This window comes from Clostridium arbusti SL206 (genome assembly GCF_000246895.1).
Lineage (GTDB): Bacteria > Bacillota > Clostridia > Clostridiales > Clostridiaceae > Clostridium_I > Clostridium_I arbusti.
The window spans coordinates 1-20,475 of record NZ_BAEV01000028.1; the positions used below are offsets into that span (position 1 = coordinate 1).

Here is a 20,475-nt window from a genome sequence, read left to right on the forward strand (position 1 = left end):
TGAAGATTGAAATCTTCACCTTATTTTTATATAATTAGTAATAATTAAATTTTATCTTTCAACTATAAGAGCAGTTCCCTGTCCGCCACCTATACAAAGTGTAGCAAGACCTTTTTTAGCGTCTCTTTTTACCATCTCATGTACAAGTGTAACTAATATTCTAGCACCTGAAGCTCCTACTGGGTGTCCAATAGCTATAGCTCCACCATTAACGTTAACTTTATCCATATCAAAGTTTAAGTCTTTAGCAACAGCTAAGCTTTGAGCTGCAAAAGCTTCATTTGCTTCAATTAAATCTAAGTCTTCTACTTTTAAGTTCGCTCTTTTAAGCGCAACCTTAGTAGCTCCAACTGGTCCATATCCCATTATAGCAGGGTCAAGTCCTTTTGAACCAAAAGCAGCTATTTTAGCAAGTGGTTTAACTCCAAGTTCTTCAGCTTTTTCTGCGCTCATAATAACAAATGCAGCAGCTCCATCATTTATACCTGAAGCATTTCCAGCAGTTACTGTACCACCTTTTTTGAATGCAGGTCTAAGTTTTCCCAATGCTTCTATTGTTGTACCAAATCTAGGGAATTCATCTGTATCAAATATTTTAGGATCTCCCTTTCTTTGAGGTATTTCTACAGGGACTATTTCATCTTTGAATTTGCCATCTTTTATAGCAGCTTCTGCCTTTAATTGTGAAGAAAGAGCAAATTTGTCTTGATCTTCTCTAGTAAGGTTCCATTTTTCTGCTATATTCTCAGCTGTTACTCCCATGTGATAATCATTGAAAGCATCCCATAACCCGTCTGTAATCATTTCATCTACAAACTTAGTATCTCCCATTTTAGTTCCCCATCTAGCATCATTAACTACATATGGAGCTCTTGACATGTTTTCCATACCACCAGCAACTACAACATCAGCATCTCCTGATAAAATCATTTGACGTGCAAGTGACACAGCTCTAAGACCAGATCCACACACTTTATTTATTGTAAGTGATGATACTTCTAATGGTAATCCTGCTTTTACAGAAGATTGTCTAGCTGGATTTTGTCCAAGTCCTGCTTGAAGTACATTTCCCATAACTACTTCTTCAACTTCTTCTGGTTTTATTCCAGCTCTCTTAACAGCTTCCTTAATTACTACTGCACCTAGATCTACAGCTGGTATACTTTTTAAACTTCCTCCGAAAGAACCTACTGCTGTTCTTACAGCACTTGCTATTACTACTTCTCTCATATAAAATAACCTCCTAAAATTTATATTATTAGATATTTAAATCGTTTGTTATTTAATTCACAATTTAATTATAACTACAAATATCCTTTTTATCAATAGATTTTGTTAAAAAATATACAAACTTTATTTTTTTCTATCCTCTTTAGTTATTTGTATTTTTATATAAATTATTAGGGGGCAACCTAAATTTGCTCCTAAATAAATATTAAAATCTTTTACATACAATTGATAACTTTTACAATACTTTAAACTTAACTAAGAAATAAAATTTAAAACGTTTTAATAATCATATGTTTTAGATCATTAGAATCTAAAACATATGATTATACATATTATACATAATAATCTATTTAAAGTATGTTAAAATTATATCCACTATCCTCTTAGATGCAAGTCCATCCCCATAAGGATTTATAGCTTTACTCATCTTAGCATATTTATCATCGTCTCTAATAAGTTCATTCGCCGTATTTACAATATTGTTTATATCAGTTCCTACAAGCCTTACTGTTTTAGCAGCGACTGCTTCTGGTCTTTCCGTTACATCTCTTAAAACTAAAACAGGCTTTCCCAAATGTGGTGCTTCTTCTTGCAGCCCTCCTGAATCTGTCATTACCATAAAACATTTATTCATTAGATTATGAGTTTCCTTTGTGTCTAATGGAGGAAGCAAATGTACTCTACTAACTCCATCTAAATATTTATAAACTACATTTTTCACTATAGGATTCAAATGAACTAAATATACTAGTTCTACTTCAGCATTTTCCTGAACTATTTTTTTTAGAGCTTTACATATATTTTCTATGCCTATTCCCCAATTTTCTCTTCTATGAGCTGTTACCATAATTATTTTTTTATTTTTATAATCTAAATTATTGAGTTCTTCATTATTAAAATTATAATTATCTTCAACAGTATACTCCATAGCATCAATTACTGTATTTCCTGTAATATAAATATTTTCTTCTTTTATACCCTCTTTTAACAGGTTGTTTCTTGATCCATTAGTAGGTGCAAAATGTAAGTCTGCCATAGCCCCAGTTAACTTTCTATTCATTTCTTCAGGGAAAGGAAAATATTTATTAAAAGTACGAAGTCCTGCTTCTACATGACCAACCGGAATTTGTTTATAAAATGCTGCAAGAGCGCCAGCAAAAGTTGTTGTTGTATCTCCATGAACTAAAACCATATCTGGTTTTTCTATTTCAAAAGTTTCCTCCAATCCCTCTAAAACTTTTGTGGTTATACCAGTTAAAGTTTGTTTTGACTTCATAATATTAAGGTCAAAATCAGGAGTTATATCAAATAGGTGTAGAACCTGATCAAGCATTTGCCTGTGTTGAGCTGTAACACATACCTTAATATCTATTTCCTCTCTTTTTTCTAATTCCTTAACAAGCGGAGCCATTTTTATAGCTTCTGGTCTAGTACCAAAAATAGTTATAATCTTAATCTTATCCAATTTGTATTCCTCCTACAGTTAGTCACATTCAAATAGTATCAAGTAAGTAAATATATTTAACTTGCTTTTTGTGTTTATATTGTCTATTAACTTTTGTGTTTAAATAGCCCAAACTTCCAGGCTAAAAATGCTATTGCTATTATTACAATTGCTAAAACCATATATGCTCTTTTATTAGTTAATTGTAAAACTATTACTGAGATCAATCCTAGTACTGCACTAATAAGGTACATTATAATCACTACTTGTTTTTGAGTTAATCCCATATCTAATAACCTATGATGTAAATGTCCCCTATCAGCTTCGGCTATGGGTTTCCCATTTACTTTTCTTCTTATTATTGCAAAAATAGTATCGTAAATTGGCAACCCAAGAGCTAGGATTGGTACTGCTAAAACAAGAGCAGAAGCTGATTTTATAGCTCCCTTCATAGCTATTGCCGCCAGTAAAAATCCTAGTAACTGAGCGCCAGTATCCCCCATGAATATAGAAGCGGGATTAAAGTTATATGGTAAGAACCCAAGTATTGCTCCACCTAATATAATTGTAAGTGTTATTACCTCTAAATCTGCCCTTCCGCTTAGAAATGCCACTATAGTCATAGTAATACATGCTATAAACGCAAGACCTGCTGAAAGTCCATCTAATCCATCAATTAGATTAAAAGCATTTGTAACTCCAATAACCCATATCATTGTTAGTGGAATTGCAATAAAGTTAGTAATACTTATATAAAGATTTACATCACTAATAGGATTTGTGATTACAGATATCATTATTTTAAAAACTATCAATACAAAGGCCGCAACAATTTGAAACATTAGCTTTTGCCAAGGTTTTATATTATACTTATCATCAATAATTCCTCCAATAACTATAATTAAACTTCCTATTATTATACCTAACTCAGGTTTATCTATGGGGCCCTTTTTTAATAAAACCATAGCTACAAAAGCTATATAAATTGCTAGCCCTCCAAGCTTTGGTATAGGTTTTTTATGTACTCTTCTATTATCCTTTGGTATATCCACCACTTTAAAAATAAAAGCTACCTTTCTCACTATTGGTGTACTTATAAATGAAATAATTGCTGAAAGTATTGCTATTAGATATAAATTTTCCATATTTACCTTTCCTCTTAACACGTAATTATTTTATTGAAGACGCTTAATATCCAACTTCATCCTTAAGAGAGTCATCATTCTCTATCCATAAATCAGTATCTATAATTCTATAGCTATCTTTTGTATCCCTTATAATAACTTTTTTTATTCCCGAATTAATTATTAATCTCTTACACATAATACATGAATTAGCATTTTTAACATATCCCCCCATTTTTGCATCTCTTCCAACTAAATACAAATTCGCACCAATCATATCTCTTCTTGAAGCACTTATTATAGCATTGGCTTCTGAATGAACTGATCTACACAATTCATATTGAGTTCCCCTTGGAATATTTAATTTTTCTCTTCTACAAAATCCTATATCCGAACAATTTTTTCTTCCTCTTGGAGCTCCTGTATACCCTGTAGATATAATTTCATCATTTTTAACAATTATAGAACCATAATTACGTCTTAAACATGTTCCCCTTTCTAATACCGTCTCTGCGATATCCAGATAATAGTTATATTTATCTCTTCTTTGCATGCATTGTCTCCTTCAATTAAACAAATATATAATTATCATTAAAACTATTCATTTATTAATTGACATAATCTAAAATCAAATATAAAAATGCTCTTTTTATTATATCATCAATCTATACATATTTTAATACTAAATTTCCATTAGTACAATTTACTCTTGCAAACGATTTGCATCAAGGTATATAATTATTTAGTATTAATCTTTAATTTATTATAAAAACTTATTATTTTTACAAACATTTGTTAATAATCTATATAGTCAGTATATCTATCGTATAAATTATATTTATTAATAGTGTCTAATCCCATTTTTAGGAGGATATTTCATGATTCAAATAAAAAATTTATGTTTTTCTTATACTAAATCTTTGCCATATGTCTTAAATAATATAAACCTAAATGTAAAAAAAGGTACTTACATTTCTATTTTAGGTGAAAATGGCAGTGGTAAAAGTACACTTATAAAACTATTACTTAATCTGATAAAACCTAATATTGGTACCATTGATATATCCACAAAAAAAATAGGTTACGTTCCTCAAATTATAGAAAATTTTAATAGTTCTTTCCCCATAACTGTACAGGAAGTACTTAAATGCCACAGATCAGCTTTGAAATTAAAGAATTGTAAATGCATAGATGAATGTCTTTCCACTGTAAGAATGCAAGATTTTAAAAATACCCTCATTGGAGAACTATCTGGTGGCCAAAAGCAAAAAATATTTATTGCTAGAGCACTAATGGGTGATCCTGAACTCATAATTTTAGATGAACCTTCTACAGGCATTGATATCAAAAGTCAAGGAGAAATTTATTCTTTTATAAAAGATTTAAATCGAAACAAAAATTTAACAATACTTTCAGTAGAGCACAATCTAAAAGCAGCTATTGAAAATTCAACTCATATATTTAAAATGAATAAAGGTAAAGGTCATCTATTAACTATAGATAATTACTTAAAAACTAATATGGAGGTTCCACACAATGTTACAAGTTTTTCATCTTAGCTTTATGAGAAATGCATTTATGGCTGCTATATTAATATCTATACTATGTCCTTCCATAGGTGTATTTCTAGTTTTAAAAAGATATTCAATGGTAGGTGATACACTTTCGCATGCTTCTTTTGCAGGAGTAGCCATTGGCCTTGTCTTTGGTCAAAGCCCAATAATATATGCATTCATATTTACATCAATATGTGCTGTATTAATAGAACTTTTAAAAAATTACTATAAGCAGTATTCTGATTTGATACTACCAATTATACTTACCTTTTCTGTAGGTGTTGCTATAACCCTTACCAGTAGTGGTAAAGCCCATGGCAACATTGAATCATTCCTATTTGGAAGCATACTTACTGTAGAGAAAAGTGATTTATACACGATTTTAATCTTAAGTATAATATGTGTTATTCTTTTAAAGATATTATATGAAAAACTTGTATATATAACCTTTGACGAAAATGGCGCTAAAGTAGCTAATATAAATGTAAAACTTATAAATTATATATTTGCACTTCTAGTTGGTGCATCTATATCTGTTTCAATTAGGATAATAGGAATACTGGTGGTTTCATCTATGGTAGCAGTTCCAGTAGCCACTGCCATGCAGCTTAATAAAGGATTCAAACAAACACTTATTTGGTCCATTGCATTTGGATTTATAGATATAATCTTTGGACTTATTTTTTCTTATTATCTTAACTGTGCACCTGGTGGAACAATTGCACTTACCTCTGTATTCGTACTGATTATAGTTCTCATATCTAGAGTTTTTGTGAAAAAATCAGCTTAACGATTATTTTAAGGCTCTAAGAATACTCAGTGCAATATAATTAAATAGGCTTAACTTGGAAAATTCCTTGTTAAGCCTACTTAGGCACATTCAAATAAATAACTAGTCAGTATGCTAGTCTATTTTCATATGCCTTATAGTTATTCTTATATGCTTACTTATTAAAATACTGATAATAATAGCACTGAATTCTGCCATTATAAAGTTTTCTATTTTTATCAGCCTTTTTCCCAAAAAGCTTTTGGAACTCTTTATATGGTGTTATGACAAAAACTGACCACTCATCAAGCTGTGAGTATAATTTACCAAAATCTCTATAGAGTTTTTCTAATTCCTTCTGTTCTCCCATTCTTTCTCCATAAGGTGGATTGGAAATAATGCATCCACATTTCTTTTTAGAAGAAAACTCATTCATAGGAAGCTTTTGAAAAGCTATGAATTCTGAAACTCCAGCTTTTTCTGCATTATCTTTAGCTGTTCTCAAAACCCAGGTATCAATATCTGATGCTAAAATCCTAAAATCTTCTTTATTAATTGACTTTTTAGCACCATCGCGGACTTGCTCCCACATTTTTTTATCAGCTCCTGGCCAAGTTTCACACACAAAGCTTCTATTAAGTCCAGGGGCCATATTCTTACCTATCATAGCTGCTTCAATGACAATTGTGCCTGAACCACAACAAACATCTGAAAGACTTTTAGATGCATCCCAGTTACTTATAAGTACTAAAGCTGCTGCAAGAGTTTCCTTTAAAGGTGCTCCTCCTGAATTCTTTCTGTATCCCCTTCTATGTAGTCCTGCTCCAGTAGTATCTATAGTAAGAGTTACCATATCCTTTAATAGTGCAACTTCTATTTTATACTCTGGTCCATCTTCTGAAAACCAATCTCGGTTGTATTTCTTCTTCATAGATTCAACTACTGCCTTCTTAACAATAGATTGACAATCTGGTACACTAAATAATTTTGATTTTATCGACTTTCCAACTATATGCATATTACCATTTATCGGAATGATATCTCCCCAAGGTACTGCCTTTGTTCCTTGAAATAGTTCTTCAAAGGTTTCAGCTTTAAAATTAGCTACTCTTATCAAAATTCTTTCCGCTGTCCTAAGCCATATATTTGTAATTGCTATATCCATCTCATCTCCAGTAAAAGTAACTTTTCCATCTTCCACTTTAAGATCTTCATATCCAAGTTTTTTAAGTTCCTTTGATGTAATTGCTTCTATACCAAAGGTAGTAGTTGCTATTAAAGTATAATCCATGTATTTTTCTCCTATCAGTTTAAAATAAATAATGATCTTATTTATTAAATATATTATATTAGTTAAATTATGTCCATATATAAGAAATAAAGTATCAATAACTAAGAATACTTTACTGATCCATCCACCCCTTATATTTAAACCAAATATACATTACTACAGCTATTATTAACATTATTATCAATACTCCGAAATAACCATATTTCCAATCTAGTTCAGGCATGTATTTAAAATTCATACCATAAACTCCTGCAATAAAAGTAAGCGGAATAAATATAGTGGTTATTACTGTTAAAACCATCATGTTTCTATTCATTTTAGCTGAGTTTATTGATAAGTAGTTATCTCTTATATCTGCCGTCATTTCTCTATTAGATTCTATCATACTTGATAGTTTTAAAAGATGGTCATATATATCAGAAAAATAAATTTTGTGCTGATTAAAACTTTTAAGTCTCTCTGAATTAAGTATTCTGTATAGTAAATCTCTCATAGAATTTATCGTTTTCCTTAATACTAATAAATCCTTTCTTATTCTAAATACATTTCCTATTAAATCATATATTGTCTTATCTTCCTCTTTATCTTCTATATCATCAAGTTCATCTTGAATTTTATATACTGATGGGAAAAAATTATCTACTAATTTGTCTAATATCTGATGTGCAATATAAGTTGTCCCATCTTCCCAGTTGCCTTCATTTCTATTAGCCTTTTCCCAAGCTTCATCTAGTTCAATTAATACTGATTTATGATAAGATACAACATATCGTTCACTAACAAAAACATCTACCTCTACAGGCTTTAGTGTATTCTTATTTAAGGCATTAAATACAAAAAAATTATAGTTATTGTAATAATCTATCTTGGGACTATTTAAATTTGCTATACAATCTTCTATAGCTAAACTATGAAAATTAAAATAACTCCCTAATAGTTGTGTCTCTATTTCAGTAGGGTTATTAAAATCAATCCAGTACCACTTAATATTTTTATCATCTAATTCTTCTAAGGTTAAATTATAGATGGGTTTTAAATCTTTTGTAATGGCTAATATTCGAAGCATCTTAATCAACCCTTTCCTTACTTACTAATACAAATTTACATACTTAGATACCATATTTTTTATACTCTCTAAAAACAATTGTTTTTTAATAAGTAACCGCTGCAAAACTCTATAGGTGTTACAGCGGTTACTTATAGGAAACATAAATTATATCAATATTTTATTTAATATTTCATCTTCATCAATAATTTTCTTAGCTATATCAATATTCTCTTTAACATGAAGATAGGTATATCTGTTAGGTTTTATACTAGGTGCAATTTCTACAGCCTTCTTAAAGTCCTCTTTCTTCAATTTTAAAGTAGCAACGTAATCAAAGAATCCCGTTTCCTGTAATATCTTAGTAATTCTTTTAAATCTATGATCTTGCACCTTTGCCATTATATAACTTGCTATTCCAACTTGAACACCATGTAGCTGCGGAATTGATAAAAACGTATCTAACGCATGAGATATTAAGTGTTCTGCTCCGCTTGCTGGAGAACTGTTCCCGGCTATCTCCATAGCTATTCCATTCATAGTTAATGAATCTACTAATTCTTTTAAAAACAAATCATCTTTTATAGTTTCAAATTCTGTTCTCACAAAACTATTTACTGCTTTCTTTGATATCATTACAGCAAAATCATCTACTACAGTCTTTTTATTATCTTCTTCAAACTTCCAATCATATAGTGCTGTTATATTTGAAACTAAATCTCCTATTCCTGAATATATAAACTTTTCTGGTGCTCCCTTTATCACATCAATATCAACTATTATACCATAAGGTGTCTTTGCGGGTAATGATGTTCTTCTTCCATTTAATGTTAGTGAAGCTCCTGAGCTTGCAAATCCATCATTAGATGTAGATGTTGGTATACTTATAAATGGAAGCTTTCTTAAGAACGCCATATATTTTGCTGCATCTATTGCTTTTCCCCCACCAACACCTATTAACATATCTACATCGTTTGGAATTTCAAATGCTCTCATTCCTATACCTTCAAAATCTATATCCTTAACTTCACCTATACTTGATATTTCTATACCAACACTTAATATTGATTTTTCTATGCTCTTACCGAACAATTCATAAATTCCTTCACCAAAATATATAGAAACCCTCTTGAAGCTACACTTTTCTATTATGTTTCCTAGATATTCTATATTTCCCTTTCCAACTTCTAATATAGATGGAATAGCTATTCTATGCGTACTTCCCTTCATTTGCTCCACTCCTTTATATACCTTTCTACATTAGGCCACAGTTCATTAAAGCTTTTAAATTCAATACACTCTTTATTTTCCTTTTTTAGTAGATCAACTAATACATCCTTAGCAAAAACTACATCTGCCAAAAGAGCCGCCTTTAAATCTGGTTCCGTATCTCCAGCATAAAAAATCTTATCATATTTCTCCTTCAATTTCTTTACTACCTTTAACTTATCGATTCCATATATTTCTGAATAGAATTCACTTTTTTCATCTAGTACAAAATGTATTCCCTTATCTTTATAAACAGCTTCATTGGAGTATATATCAACATCTTTAATTCCATTTTTTTCGAATATTTTGTTAATATAATAGCTAGTTCCAGCGCTAATAACTACAAAATCTCCACCTGCAGCTTTAACCTTCTTTATAAAGTCACCTGCATATTTATCAAATGAGATTTTCATTATATCCTCATCTATTTCCTTCTCATCTCTTCTTATATTTTTAAAAACATAACCTAAGTAATCCACATCTTTTATTTTTTTATTTCTCCAGTCCTTATACATCTGTGCACATTCATCTTTTAGGTATTCGTCCATTATTATTTTATAAAAATCTTTCTCTGTTAGAGTTCCATCAAAATCTGATATAAATGCAAAGTTTAGCATAAAATCCTCTCCTTTGTTGTTATTTTGTCTATTCATATAATTTTTATTTATATATCTTATAGTTAAAATTATACACTTAGATAATTATAATCAAAACTTCATTTTCATTAAAATAACTGTTTTTTATATATAATCCTATTAAAAGCATATTAGTTAAATAAATTTTGCTATAGTTTCAATCACCATTGCAGCTGGTACAAGTAATATATAAGCTAAAATACAGAATGCAAGAGTCTACGCTCTTGCATCTTTATCTCACTTTATAGCCATATAATTAAATATCTCATTAAACAAATTCTTAGCTACAGGTGCCGCAGTGGCTCCTGCATAATAATTATTTGAATCTGGCTCATCTATAGATATGAGCATTGTAATCTTAGGATCACTTGCTGGTGCCATACCTGCAAAGGATGACATATATTTTCCTGGTGCATAGCCTCCATTAGGACTGGATTTTTGAGCAGTCCCCGTTTTCCCTGCTATATCAAGTCCAGGGACTTCAGCAGCAGATCCAACTCCATCAGTAACAACCTTTCTCAAATATGTCCTTAAAGTACCAGCGGTATTAGGGTCAAGTATCTTTTTCTCTCCTAAATTATTATATGTAGTATCTACTACTTGTTTATTAGTAGTGCTGTCTGTATGCACAATTTCTTTCATTATATGTGGTCTAATCCAAGTCCCACCATTTGCCACTGAATTAAAAGCAGCTAAATACTGCATCGCAGTCACTGAAATGCCTTGTCCAAAAGATATATTTGCTAAATCAACCTTATTTGTCTTATCAGTACTTCTTACTATACCTTTACTCTCACCAGGCAAATCTACACCCGTTTTCTGACCAAAACCAAATAAATTTATATATTTGAATAGCTTGTCTTTACCTAGCAAATCTACACCTAGTTTTACAAATCCAACATTACTGGAATTTTTAATTATATCCTGAAAAGTCTGAGATGGAAATCCTACCATATTCCATTCATTAATACGAACACCATCTACCATAGCATATCCTGGATCAGGAAATCTAGTGTCATCATTTACAACATTTTCCGACATGGCTGCATAAGAAGTTACTACTTTAAATATAGATCCTGGTTCAAAGGTATTTTGGACTGCATTATTCTTCCATGAAGCAGCAATTTGTTCACCGGTTTGATTTTTATTTCCATTGGGGTTATTGGGGTCATAGTCTGGCTTATTAACCATAGCCAATATTGCACCTGTCTTAGGATTCATGACTGTAATTGTAACAGACTTTGCTTTATTATCCGTTAAAGCCTTCTGTGCAGCCTGTTCTGCATATAGTTGTATTGTCTGATCAATAGTTAAAACCACATCTTTACCATCTACTGGAGGAATATATTGTGAATCCTCATAAGGTAAAGGATTTCCCCTATTATCCGTTTCTAATATTTTACGTCCTGCTATTCCTGATAATTCTTTATTATAACTTAGTTCAACTCCGGAAACACCATTACCATCTGAATTTACATATCCCATAGCACTAGCTAAAAAATTATTATTTCTGTAAAATCTCTTTGAGTCTGAGGATATTATAAATCCCTGTATTTTTAATGCATCTATTCTATCCGCTTGTGTCTTATCTATTTTTCTTGCCAATGTAGCAAATTTAACAGGCATACCATTAGGTGATTTTAAATATAATATATTAGATACTTGATCGTTACTCATATTTAATATAGATGATAATTTATTGGATAATTGACTCATAGACATACCCTTGATTTTCAAATATTGCCTTAAGGTATTCATATCTATATCTATTCTATAGGCCTCTACACTAACAGCAAATTCATTTCCATTTGTGTCTAGTATACGCCCTCTTTTTGCATTAACGGTAATTTGACTTGTCCATTGTTGTAATGCTTTAGTTTTATAAAAATTAGAATTAGAAATCATAAGATAAAACAATCTTCCTAATACTAGTGTAAATATTAAGGTAAATAATATAAATACACCTAAAAGTCTCTTAGTTCTAAAGACTCTGGTGCTAGTTTTTTTTTCTTTCAGGATACTCACTACCTTCCACGAATTATTACTTAAACCCTTGCTATATTCCCTATAATAATTAATTTACATATATCTTTTAACATATCACTTTTTATTATTAAAATTATACTATATTAGTAAATAATGATATCACATATATCTTAAAATTAAAAGTAGCATTTCACCCCTAAAATTTACAAATTTATGAATAAATATTTAATTTTCATCATTATTTATATATACTATAAAAATTATTAGGCATGTGAAAATAAATAACAAGTAAAAGATGCGACGTATATTTTGAATTATACAAGGAAACAGGTTCTGATGATAGTGGTGCTATCAGAAGGTTCTGTTAACGTAGTATAATTCAAAATAGACTAGTATACTGACTAGTTATTTATTTGAATATGCCTTATTGCAATAAATACTGATTTATAAAAATTCCAACAAAAAAAGCTTTATGGTAATATAAAAACCATAAAGCTAAAAAGCATTTATTTTTATTTATCTTTAACTAATTTTAAAGCTCTCTCTACAATATTATCTACAGTAATTCCAAACTCTTTATAAAGTATATCTCCTGGTGCAGATGCTCCAAAATGGTCTATAGCTACTATATCTCCATCTAAACCAACATATTTATGCCATCCAAAGGAAGATGCTGCTTCTACTGCTATTCTATTTCTAACTTCCTTAGGAAGAACTGTATTTTTGTAATCAGCATCTTGTGCATCAAAGACTTCTAAACAAGGCATACTAACTACTCTAACAGAAATACCTTTTTCTTCTAAAGCTTCTGATGCTTTATAAATATATTCCACTTCCGAACCTGTTGCCATAAGAATAATATCCGGCACTTTATTTTTGCTATCTTTAAGTATATATGCCCCTTTTAGAGATTCCTTAGAGCTCTCTTTATATAAAGGAAGATTTTGTCTTGAAAGTATTAATGCCGTTGGTCCATCTGTTCTACTTATAGCTGAATACCAAGCCGCAGCAGTTTCCCTTGAATCTGCCGGTCTAAATACATGAAAATTTGGTATGCTTCTTAGAGCAGCTAAGTGCTCTATTGGTTCATGAGTAGGTCCATCTTCTCCAACACCAATACTATCATGAGTTAATACATATACTACTGGTAGCTTCATTAATGCTGAAAGTCTCATGGCGCCTTTCATATAATCACTAAATACAAAGAAAGTTGAAACAAAAATTTTAAGGCCTCCGTGTACAGCTATACCATTTCCCATAGCAGCCATTGCATGTTCCCTAACTCCAAAATGAAGATTAGAACCACTCTTATCCTCTTTAGAGAAGTCTCCTTTATCTTTCATGTAAGTTTTGGTTGAAGGAGATAAATCCGCAGAACCTCCTATTAAGTTAGGTATTAAATTAACAAGTCTATTTATAACCTGACCTGAAGAAACCCTTGTAGCTGATTTGCCTTCAAACTTCCAAAAATCTTCATCTTCTAAAATATATTCTGGAATCTTATCTGAATGCCATATTTCCCACTGTTTTGCCAATTGTGGATATTCTCTACTATAATCCTGAAAAAGTTTATTCCATTTAACTTCTTCTGCTTCACCATCATTTTGTAGAGTTTTCATGTAATCCCTTACTTCTTGTGGAACATAAAATTCTTCTTCACTGCTCCACTTTAAGAATTCTTTTGTCTTCTTTATATTTTCTTCACCTAAAGGTTCTCCATGAGCACCTGCAGTTCCCTGCTTTGGAGATCCATATCCAATTTTAGTTTTTACTATTATAATACTTGGTTTGTTCTCATCTAATTTTGATGCTCTAATTGCCTTAGTTATATCTTCAATATTATTACCATCTTCAACTCTTATAACCTGCCATCCATAAGCTTCATATCTTTTACCAACATCTTCCCTAAAGGCAATATCTGTACTTCCTTCTATAGATATATTATTAGAATCATACAATACTATAAGCTTACCAAGTCCTAAAGTTCCTGCTAATGAAGCTGCTTCGCTTGAGATTCCCTCCATCATACACCCATCACCAGCTAGTGCAAAAGTATAATGATCTACTATTTTGTAGTTAGGTTTATTAAATTTACTTCCAATATATTGTTCAGCTACAGCCATACCTACTGCATTTGCAATTCCTTGACCTAGTGGTCCTGTAGTAACTTCTACTCCTACAGTATGCCCATATTCTGGATGCCCTGGTGTTTTACTTCCCCACTGTCTAAAATTCATCAAATCATCTATACTAAGACCATATCCAAATAAATGCAGTAATGAATACAAAAGCATCGAACCATGTCCTGCTGAAAGTATGAATCTGTCTCTATCTACCCACTTTGGATTTTTAGGATTATGTTTCATTTCCTTTCCCCATAGAGCATAGGCCATAGGTGCCGCTCCTAAAGGTAGTCCAGGATGACCTGAATTTGCCTTCTGCACACCTTCAGCAGATAATAGTCTTATGGTATTTACTACTAATTCATCAGTATTGTTCATTAAATTGCCTCCTTAGGTACATTTCAAAAATCATTTTCAACAAATTTCTTACTTCTATTACAAAAATAATTTCTTATATTTATACTATAACTATATACTACCTAACTTTATAGACTATTAAAATAGTTTTTTAATATTTTTATAGTTATTTTATCTCTAAAAATAGTAATTTGTAATTATTCCAAATTACTATGTCTTGTGAATGCAGAATTATTATCTTGATTCTTCAAATCAGCATAAGCAAGACATATTGAATCAAAAACCACATGAGCACATTGATCAAATAGTGAACCTAATGGTTGAATGCTAGCTGTTTCACCTTCTATACGATATTTTGTTGCTGCAGGTACATGCAACTTAAATGTAGCAATCTTTCCAAGTTCAGATTCTAAGTTAGTTGTTACTGCAATTACAGAACACCCCAGTGCTTTTGTTTTTTCTGCCACCATAACTACAGATTTAGTAGTTCCAGATCCAGAGATAGCTACAAGAACATCATCTTTTTCAATGGCCGGAGTAATGGTTTCTCCTACCACATAAACTGAAGCTCCAAGATGCATAAGTCTCATGGCAAAAGATTTACCCATAAATCCAGAACGTCCTTCACCTATAACAAAAATTCTTTTTCCAGAATTAATTATGTTCACAAATTCATCTATATCTTTCTCATTTATTCTTGACAATACACCTGCTATTTCTTTCAGTATAGTATTAATCCTCATCATATTTGCTCTCCTCCTTTAATTTTAGAAGCTGCTTCACTAATACTTCTTGCTGAGAGAACTTTATCTTCAGCTTTTGTAATAGAAGAACCAATTATAGCTACTTCAGCATTATTTTTTCCCAATTCATTTAAAAATTCTAAATTAATTCCACCTGCTAAAGCTAATCTTACATTTTCTATTTTTCGAAGAGCATTAGGTACCTTTAGACTTTTCAATTCCTGCTTTATACCTGTCAATTCCTGCATATCTTTACTTATATGTAAGCAAAAAATAGCATCCTCATATTTACATAGGTCCTGAAGTTGTTCACTAGATATATTTAGTAAATCTATCATTACCTGTTTTCCCATATTTCTAGCTACATTAATACAAGTGTCTATGGAAACCATTGGAGCTGCCCCCATAACCGTTGCTATATCTGCCCCTGCATTAAAACACATTTCGAATTCATATTTTGCGTTATCAAAAGTTTTTATATCTGCTACAATAATTTTTTCAGGAAAAGCCTTACGTAGCTCTCTTACACTTTCCATACCGAATTCCTTTATAAGCGATGTTCCAACCTCAATCCAATCAATATACATTCTAACTTCATCTGCTATCTCTATGGCTTGTGGCACAGTAAATCTATCTAGTGCTAATTGTATTTTCATTATTATATCTCCATTCATTTAATTTAATTGCCATTTAACTTTTAACATTATAATTAAAATCATTAATATCACTTACAATTTATAGTAACAATTTACCTTATTGTCAATAGCTTTCATAAAAAAATTATACATATTAATAAATATTCAAACCTATTTTTAATTAATATATTTTTAAAAGGACTAATTTTAAATTGTTCTTTTTCTATTTTTTCAATTTTCATATATCTTATAGCTTTATATGTAAACCATTAAAATATTTTTATAAATTATAATATCAATTGTGAATAATAGCTATTTTATTATCAATTCCTTTTATTTTACTATGTATTGTATCGTTACGATTAATTAAGTTAACTTATATAATAATTTTGTATAATTTATAACCTTGTAAATGAATTATAAAAAATCATATCTAAATGCCACAAAATGAAATTTTATAGAATACAACTTTCATTTTCATTTATTTATAGCTATATAGTATAATTTTAAATATATTAATAAAACATAGTTAAACTTTATATAACTATAAATAACTATATATATTGTAATAAATTTTTCAATATTTTTATTATATAATTTATTTTTTTATAAAAAACAAATTATATACTTATAATACCAAATTGCAATTTATTACACCAATCAACTCAAAACTACTTGATTTTAAAAATAAAATAAAATATAATAAAACCATTAGATTATCACGTGACATTATAGTTGATTTATATAACGTTATGTAATTTTATATCATAACAGTAATCTTATGTTTACTTACGTGAATTTATTTATAGTTCATAACATAGCATTACATAACATTATAAAGCACCGTATATACATACCTTATACAATACTTTATATAAAGGAGGATCTTATGAAAATTTTAAACAAAATTGATTTAAACAAAAGTTCAACAACTATACTGGAGAGTTCGTCAGAAACGACAAAAGTAAAATCACCTAAAAATTATCTTATTATAGGATTAGTACTATTGCCAGTATTAGCTTTTATTATTTCTTTTAGCGTTGGTAGATACGCAATTTCTATACCTACATTCTTTGATATTTTTTATTCAAAATTATTCGGACTAAAAATAAATTATCCTGATACTGTTTTGACGGTACTGTTTAAAGTTAGAATTCCACGAATTCTTGCTGCCATGATGATAGGTGCAGCTCTTTCTGTATCAGGCGCAACCTATCAAGGATTATTTAAAAACCCTATGGTATCTCCTGACATTTTAGGTGCCTCAGCCGGTGCAGGTTTTGGTGCAGCTATTGCAATTCTTTTTTCCTTTAATCTTATAGAAATACAAATATGTGCTTTTGTCTTCGGACTACTTGCTGTATCATTAACTTATTTTATTAGTTCTCTAATAAGTAGTGAAGATAATGGAGTCCTAAGCCTAGTACTTACAGGTATGGTAATTGCAGCTCTCTGTTCAGCTTTTATATCGCTTATAAAATATGTAGGTGATCCATATAACAAACTTCCCGAAATCACTTTTTGGCTTATGGGTGGTCTATCGTCGATAACTACCAAAAATGTTTTATTCATGGTTATTTCTATGATATTTGGATTGCTTCCAATAATTCTTTTAAGATGGAATCTAAATGTTCTTTCTCTTGGTGAAGAGGAAGCAAGGTCCCTTGGTGTAAATACTTCTAGACTTAGAATTATAATGATATTATGTTCAACCCTAATGACTGCTGCTTCTGTTTCTATAGGAGGATTGATTGGGTGGGTAGGACTAATTATTCCTCATTTAGCAAGAATGATAGTAGGACCTAATTATAGAATCTTAATTCCAGCATCTGTACTTATTGGTAGTGCATATCTATTGCTAGTGGATGACGTTGCAAGAAGCTTATTTTCTATGGAAATTCCGCTAGGAATACTCACTTCATTAATAGGGGCACCATTTTTTATATATTTATTATTAAAAGGAAGGAGAGGTTGGATATGATATTAGAAATAAAAGATGCCGCTTGTGGTTACGGTTCAAGAACAGTACTAAGTGGTTTATCATTAGACATACATTCTGGTGAAATTCTATGCATACTTGGACCAAATGGTGTTGGTAAAACTACATTCTTTAAAACTATTTTAGGTTTCTTAAAAATTAAAGGTGGTGAAATATCAATAGATGGTGAAAATATACAGAATTGGTCAAGGAGAAAACTAGCTAAAATTATTGCTTATGTACCTCAGGCTCACACTCCTCCATTCCCATTTCTAGTGAAAGATGTAGTTACTATGGGCAGAACTGTTCATTTGGGCATGTTCGCTTCTCCATCTAAAAATGATATAGCAATTGCAGAAAGAGCTATGGAATTGCTTGAGATATCTTATTTAAAAGATAGAATATATACAGAAATAAGTGGAGGCGAGAGACAGATGGTACTTATAGCTAGAGCATTAACCCAAGAGCCTGATTTTCTAATTATGGATGAACCAACCTCTAATCTAGACTTCGGTAACCAAATCAGGGTATTGGAGCAAATAAATAGACTTTCTAAAACTGGACTAGGAATTATTATGACATCCCATTTCCCTGATCATGCTTTTCTTTGTTCTACAAAGGTTGCCTTACTGCAAAGAAATAATAAATTTATTGTAGGTTCTTCTGAAGAGGTTGTAACTGAAGAAAATCTTCAATCTGCTTATGGTGTTAATGTTAAAATCGCCACTACAATAGATAAAGATGGAAGCACTATTAAATCTTGTGTACCTCTATTGTCATAATAAAACTTATTTTTATTATTCTACATACTAAATTAATTATGCTTATAATGTTTTAATTATTTATAGTAATTAAAACATTTATATAAAATTTATTTATATCATTAAATTAAAGGAAGTGTTCTTATGAAAAAATTAAAAATTTCTATCGCTCTTATTATTTGTTTAGTTTTCTCTCTATTAGTTGGATGTGGAAACAGCTCAGCTTCAAATTCTACTTCTAATGCTACAAATACTGCCAATACAAAACCTACTAAACAAACTATTACAGATGTAACTGGTGCAAAAGTTGAGATTCCAACTAAGATAAATACTATTGCTGATGGTTGGCCTGCTCATAATGAGGTTTTAGTTATGCTTGGTCAAGGTAGCAAAATAGTTTCAACTAACAAAAGTGATGCTCCACAAACTAGACCTTGGCTCGCTGTAGTAAATCCACAAATGAAAAAAGCAACTACTGCTTTCACAAATACTGATGTAAATACAGAAGAATTATTAAAGACAAAGCCAGATATAGCCTTTAACTCTGTAGTTCCACAAATTGCAACTAAATTAAATCAGATTGGAATTCCAACTGTACAATTAACTTTTACAAATTTTGATGGATTAAAAGATACCTTTAAATTATCGGGTAAAATACTAGGGGTAGATGCAGAAAAAAAAGCAAACAACTATATTAAATATTTAGATGGTAAACTTAATTCAATACAAGCTATAACTTCAAAAATTCCAGAAAATCAGAAACCTAAAGTTTTACATATAACAGCTCTTAATCCATTAACTATAGATGGTAGTGATACAATAATAGATAACTGGATAAAAGTAGCTGGTGGTATAAATGCGGCTAGTAGCGTAAGTGGTAACATGAAAGTAGTCTCTATGGAAAACATATTACAATGGAATCCTGATGTTATTATCTTCAGCAGTAATACGGCTACTAATTCAAATGACAGAACAACAGCTATTGAAAAATTATCAAGTGACCCAACTTGGTCAAAAATAAATGCTGTAAAAAGCAAAAAAATGTATGTAAATCCTGATGGAGCTTTTTTATGGGATAGATATGGTGCAGAAGAAGCATTACAAATACAATGGGCTGCTAAAACATTATATCCTGACAAATTCACTAATTTAGATATGGCTAAAGAAACAAAGAGTTTCTACAAAACATTCTTAAATTATAATCTTACTGATGATCAGACAGATAGAATACTCAAAGCTTTACCTCCAACTGATACTGCAACTAAATAACAATAAACTTTTTATAAAATTAAAAGCGTGGAGTAAATTCACGCTTTTTGTTAATTTCCCAAAATAGTATAAACGGCTCAATAATTTAATTAAGGCATATGAAAATAAATAACAAGTCAAAGATACGACGTATATTTTGAATCATACAAGGAAACAGGTTCTGATGATAGTGGTGCTATCAGAGGGTTCCGTTAACGTAGTATGATTCATAATAGACTAGTATACTGACTAGTTATTTATTTGAACATGCCTAACTGTAT

At 30.5% G+C, this 20,475-nt stretch carries 17 protein-coding genes; 5 read left to right on the plus strand and 12 right to left on the minus strand.

The window, feature by feature from the left end:
- Positions 1 to 51: 51 nt before the first annotated feature.
- The 4 genes from RH99_RS07060 to RH99_RS07075 form a co-directional block, all read right to left on the minus strand.
- Entirely contained in the window at positions 52 to 1,230 is a 1,179-nt protein-coding gene (locus RH99_RS07060) for an acetyl-CoA C-acetyltransferase (RefSeq protein ID WP_010235855.1), read from the minus strand.
- Between the two features lie 346 nt (positions 1,231 to 1,576).
- The gene (wecB, locus tag RH99_RS07065; RefSeq protein ID WP_010235858.1) at positions 1,577 to 2,695 is read right to left on the minus strand and encodes a non-hydrolyzing UDP-N-acetylglucosamine 2-epimerase; all 1,119 of its coding nucleotides are present in this window, start codon (positions 2,693 to 2,695) and stop codon (positions 1,577 to 1,579) included.
- 86 nt (positions 2,696 to 2,781) lie between these two features.
- Positions 2,782 to 3,819, minus strand: a complete 1,038-nt coding sequence (locus RH99_RS07070; protein ID WP_010235862.1) for a glycosyltransferase family 4 protein — start codon at positions 3,817 to 3,819, stop codon at positions 2,782 to 2,784.
- A 43-nt stretch (positions 3,820 to 3,862) separates the two neighbouring features.
- Positions 3,863 to 4,351 (minus strand): dCMP deaminase family protein, encoded by a 489-nt coding sequence (locus tag RH99_RS07075; protein ID WP_010235864.1) that lies wholly within the window; start codon positions 4,349 to 4,351, stop codon positions 3,863 to 3,865.
- 325 nt (positions 4,352 to 4,676) lie between these two features.
- Here RH99_RS07075 and RH99_RS07080 point away from each other — a divergent pair, with 325 nt between their 5' ends.
- A complete protein-coding gene (locus RH99_RS07080; RefSeq protein ID WP_010235866.1) occupies positions 4,677 to 5,357 on the plus strand; it encodes a metal ABC transporter ATP-binding protein in 681 nt (226 codons plus the stop codon).
- Positions 5,335 to 6,144 carry a metal ABC transporter permease gene (locus tag RH99_RS07085; protein WP_010235868.1) on the plus strand — a complete coding sequence of 270 codons (810 nt, stop codon included), beginning with the start codon at positions 5,335 to 5,337 and terminating at the stop codon, positions 6,142 to 6,144. Before RH99_RS07080 ends, RH99_RS07085 begins: the two co-directional genes overlap by 23 nt.
- 154 nt (positions 6,145 to 6,298) lie before the next feature.
- Here RH99_RS07085 and RH99_RS07090 read toward each other — a convergent pair whose 3' ends face one another.
- The 8 genes from RH99_RS07090 to hxlA all read right to left on the minus strand — a co-directional run bounded on the left by RH99_RS07090 (position 6,299) and on the right by hxlA (position 16,228).
- Positions 6,299 to 7,414: a THUMP domain-containing class I SAM-dependent RNA methyltransferase gene (locus RH99_RS07090; protein WP_010235870.1), complete on the minus strand. Its 1,116-nt coding sequence runs from the start codon at positions 7,412 to 7,414 to the stop codon at positions 6,299 to 6,301.
- A gap of 112 nt (positions 7,415 to 7,526) precedes the next feature.
- Positions 7,527 to 8,480, minus strand: coding sequence for a magnesium/cobalt transporter CorA (gene corA / locus RH99_RS07095; protein WP_010235873.1), 954 nt, complete (start codon positions 8,478 to 8,480; stop codon positions 7,527 to 7,529).
- Between the two features lie 147 nt (positions 8,481 to 8,627).
- Positions 8,628 to 9,689 carry an iron-containing alcohol dehydrogenase family protein gene (locus RH99_RS07100; protein WP_010235876.1) on the minus strand — a complete coding sequence of 354 codons (1,062 nt, stop codon included), beginning with the start codon at positions 9,687 to 9,689 and terminating at the stop codon, positions 8,628 to 8,630.
- Positions 9,686 to 10,345 (minus strand): MtnX-like HAD-IB family phosphatase, encoded by a 660-nt coding sequence (locus tag RH99_RS07105; RefSeq protein ID WP_010235879.1) that lies wholly within the window; start codon positions 10,343 to 10,345, stop codon positions 9,686 to 9,688. The genes RH99_RS07100 and RH99_RS07105 overlap by 4 nt, the downstream gene beginning before the upstream one ends.
- A 255-nt stretch (positions 10,346 to 10,600) precedes the next feature.
- A complete protein-coding gene (locus tag RH99_RS07110; RefSeq protein WP_026038428.1) occupies positions 10,601 to 12,388 on the minus strand; it encodes a penicillin-binding transpeptidase domain-containing protein in 1,788 nt (595 codons plus the stop codon).
- 473 nt (positions 12,389 to 12,861) lie between these two features.
- Entirely contained in the window at positions 12,862 to 14,850 is a 1,989-nt protein-coding gene (gene tkt / locus RH99_RS07115; protein ID WP_010235882.1) for a transketolase, read from the minus strand.
- A gap of 176 nt (positions 14,851 to 15,026) precedes the next feature.
- Positions 15,027 to 15,575 (minus strand): 6-phospho-3-hexuloisomerase, encoded by a 549-nt coding sequence (hxlB, locus tag RH99_RS07120; RefSeq protein WP_010235884.1) that lies wholly within the window; start codon positions 15,573 to 15,575, stop codon positions 15,027 to 15,029.
- Positions 15,572 to 16,228: a 3-hexulose-6-phosphate synthase gene (hxlA, locus tag RH99_RS07125; RefSeq protein ID WP_010235886.1), complete on the minus strand. Its 657-nt coding sequence runs from the start codon at positions 16,226 to 16,228 to the stop codon at positions 15,572 to 15,574. Before hxlA ends, hxlB begins: the two co-directional genes overlap by 4 nt.
- An 868-nt stretch (positions 16,229 to 17,096) precedes the next feature.
- Here hxlA and RH99_RS07130 point away from each other — a divergent pair.
- From RH99_RS07130 to RH99_RS07140, 3 genes are all read left to right on the plus strand, one after another.
- Complete coding sequence (locus tag RH99_RS07130) at positions 17,097 to 18,188, plus strand: FecCD family ABC transporter permease (RefSeq protein ID WP_010235888.1); 1,092 nt, start codon at positions 17,097 to 17,099, stop codon at positions 18,186 to 18,188.
- Positions 18,185 to 18,967 (plus strand): ABC transporter ATP-binding protein, encoded by a 783-nt coding sequence (locus tag RH99_RS07135; RefSeq protein ID WP_010235890.1) that lies wholly within the window; start codon positions 18,185 to 18,187, stop codon positions 18,965 to 18,967. Before RH99_RS07130 ends, RH99_RS07135 begins: the two co-directional genes overlap by 4 nt.
- 123 nt (positions 18,968 to 19,090) lie before the next feature.
- Positions 19,091 to 20,215: an ABC transporter substrate-binding protein gene (locus tag RH99_RS07140; protein WP_010235892.1), complete on the plus strand. Its 1,125-nt coding sequence runs from the start codon at positions 19,091 to 19,093 to the stop codon at positions 20,213 to 20,215.
- Positions 20,216 to 20,475: the final 260 nt, after the last annotated feature.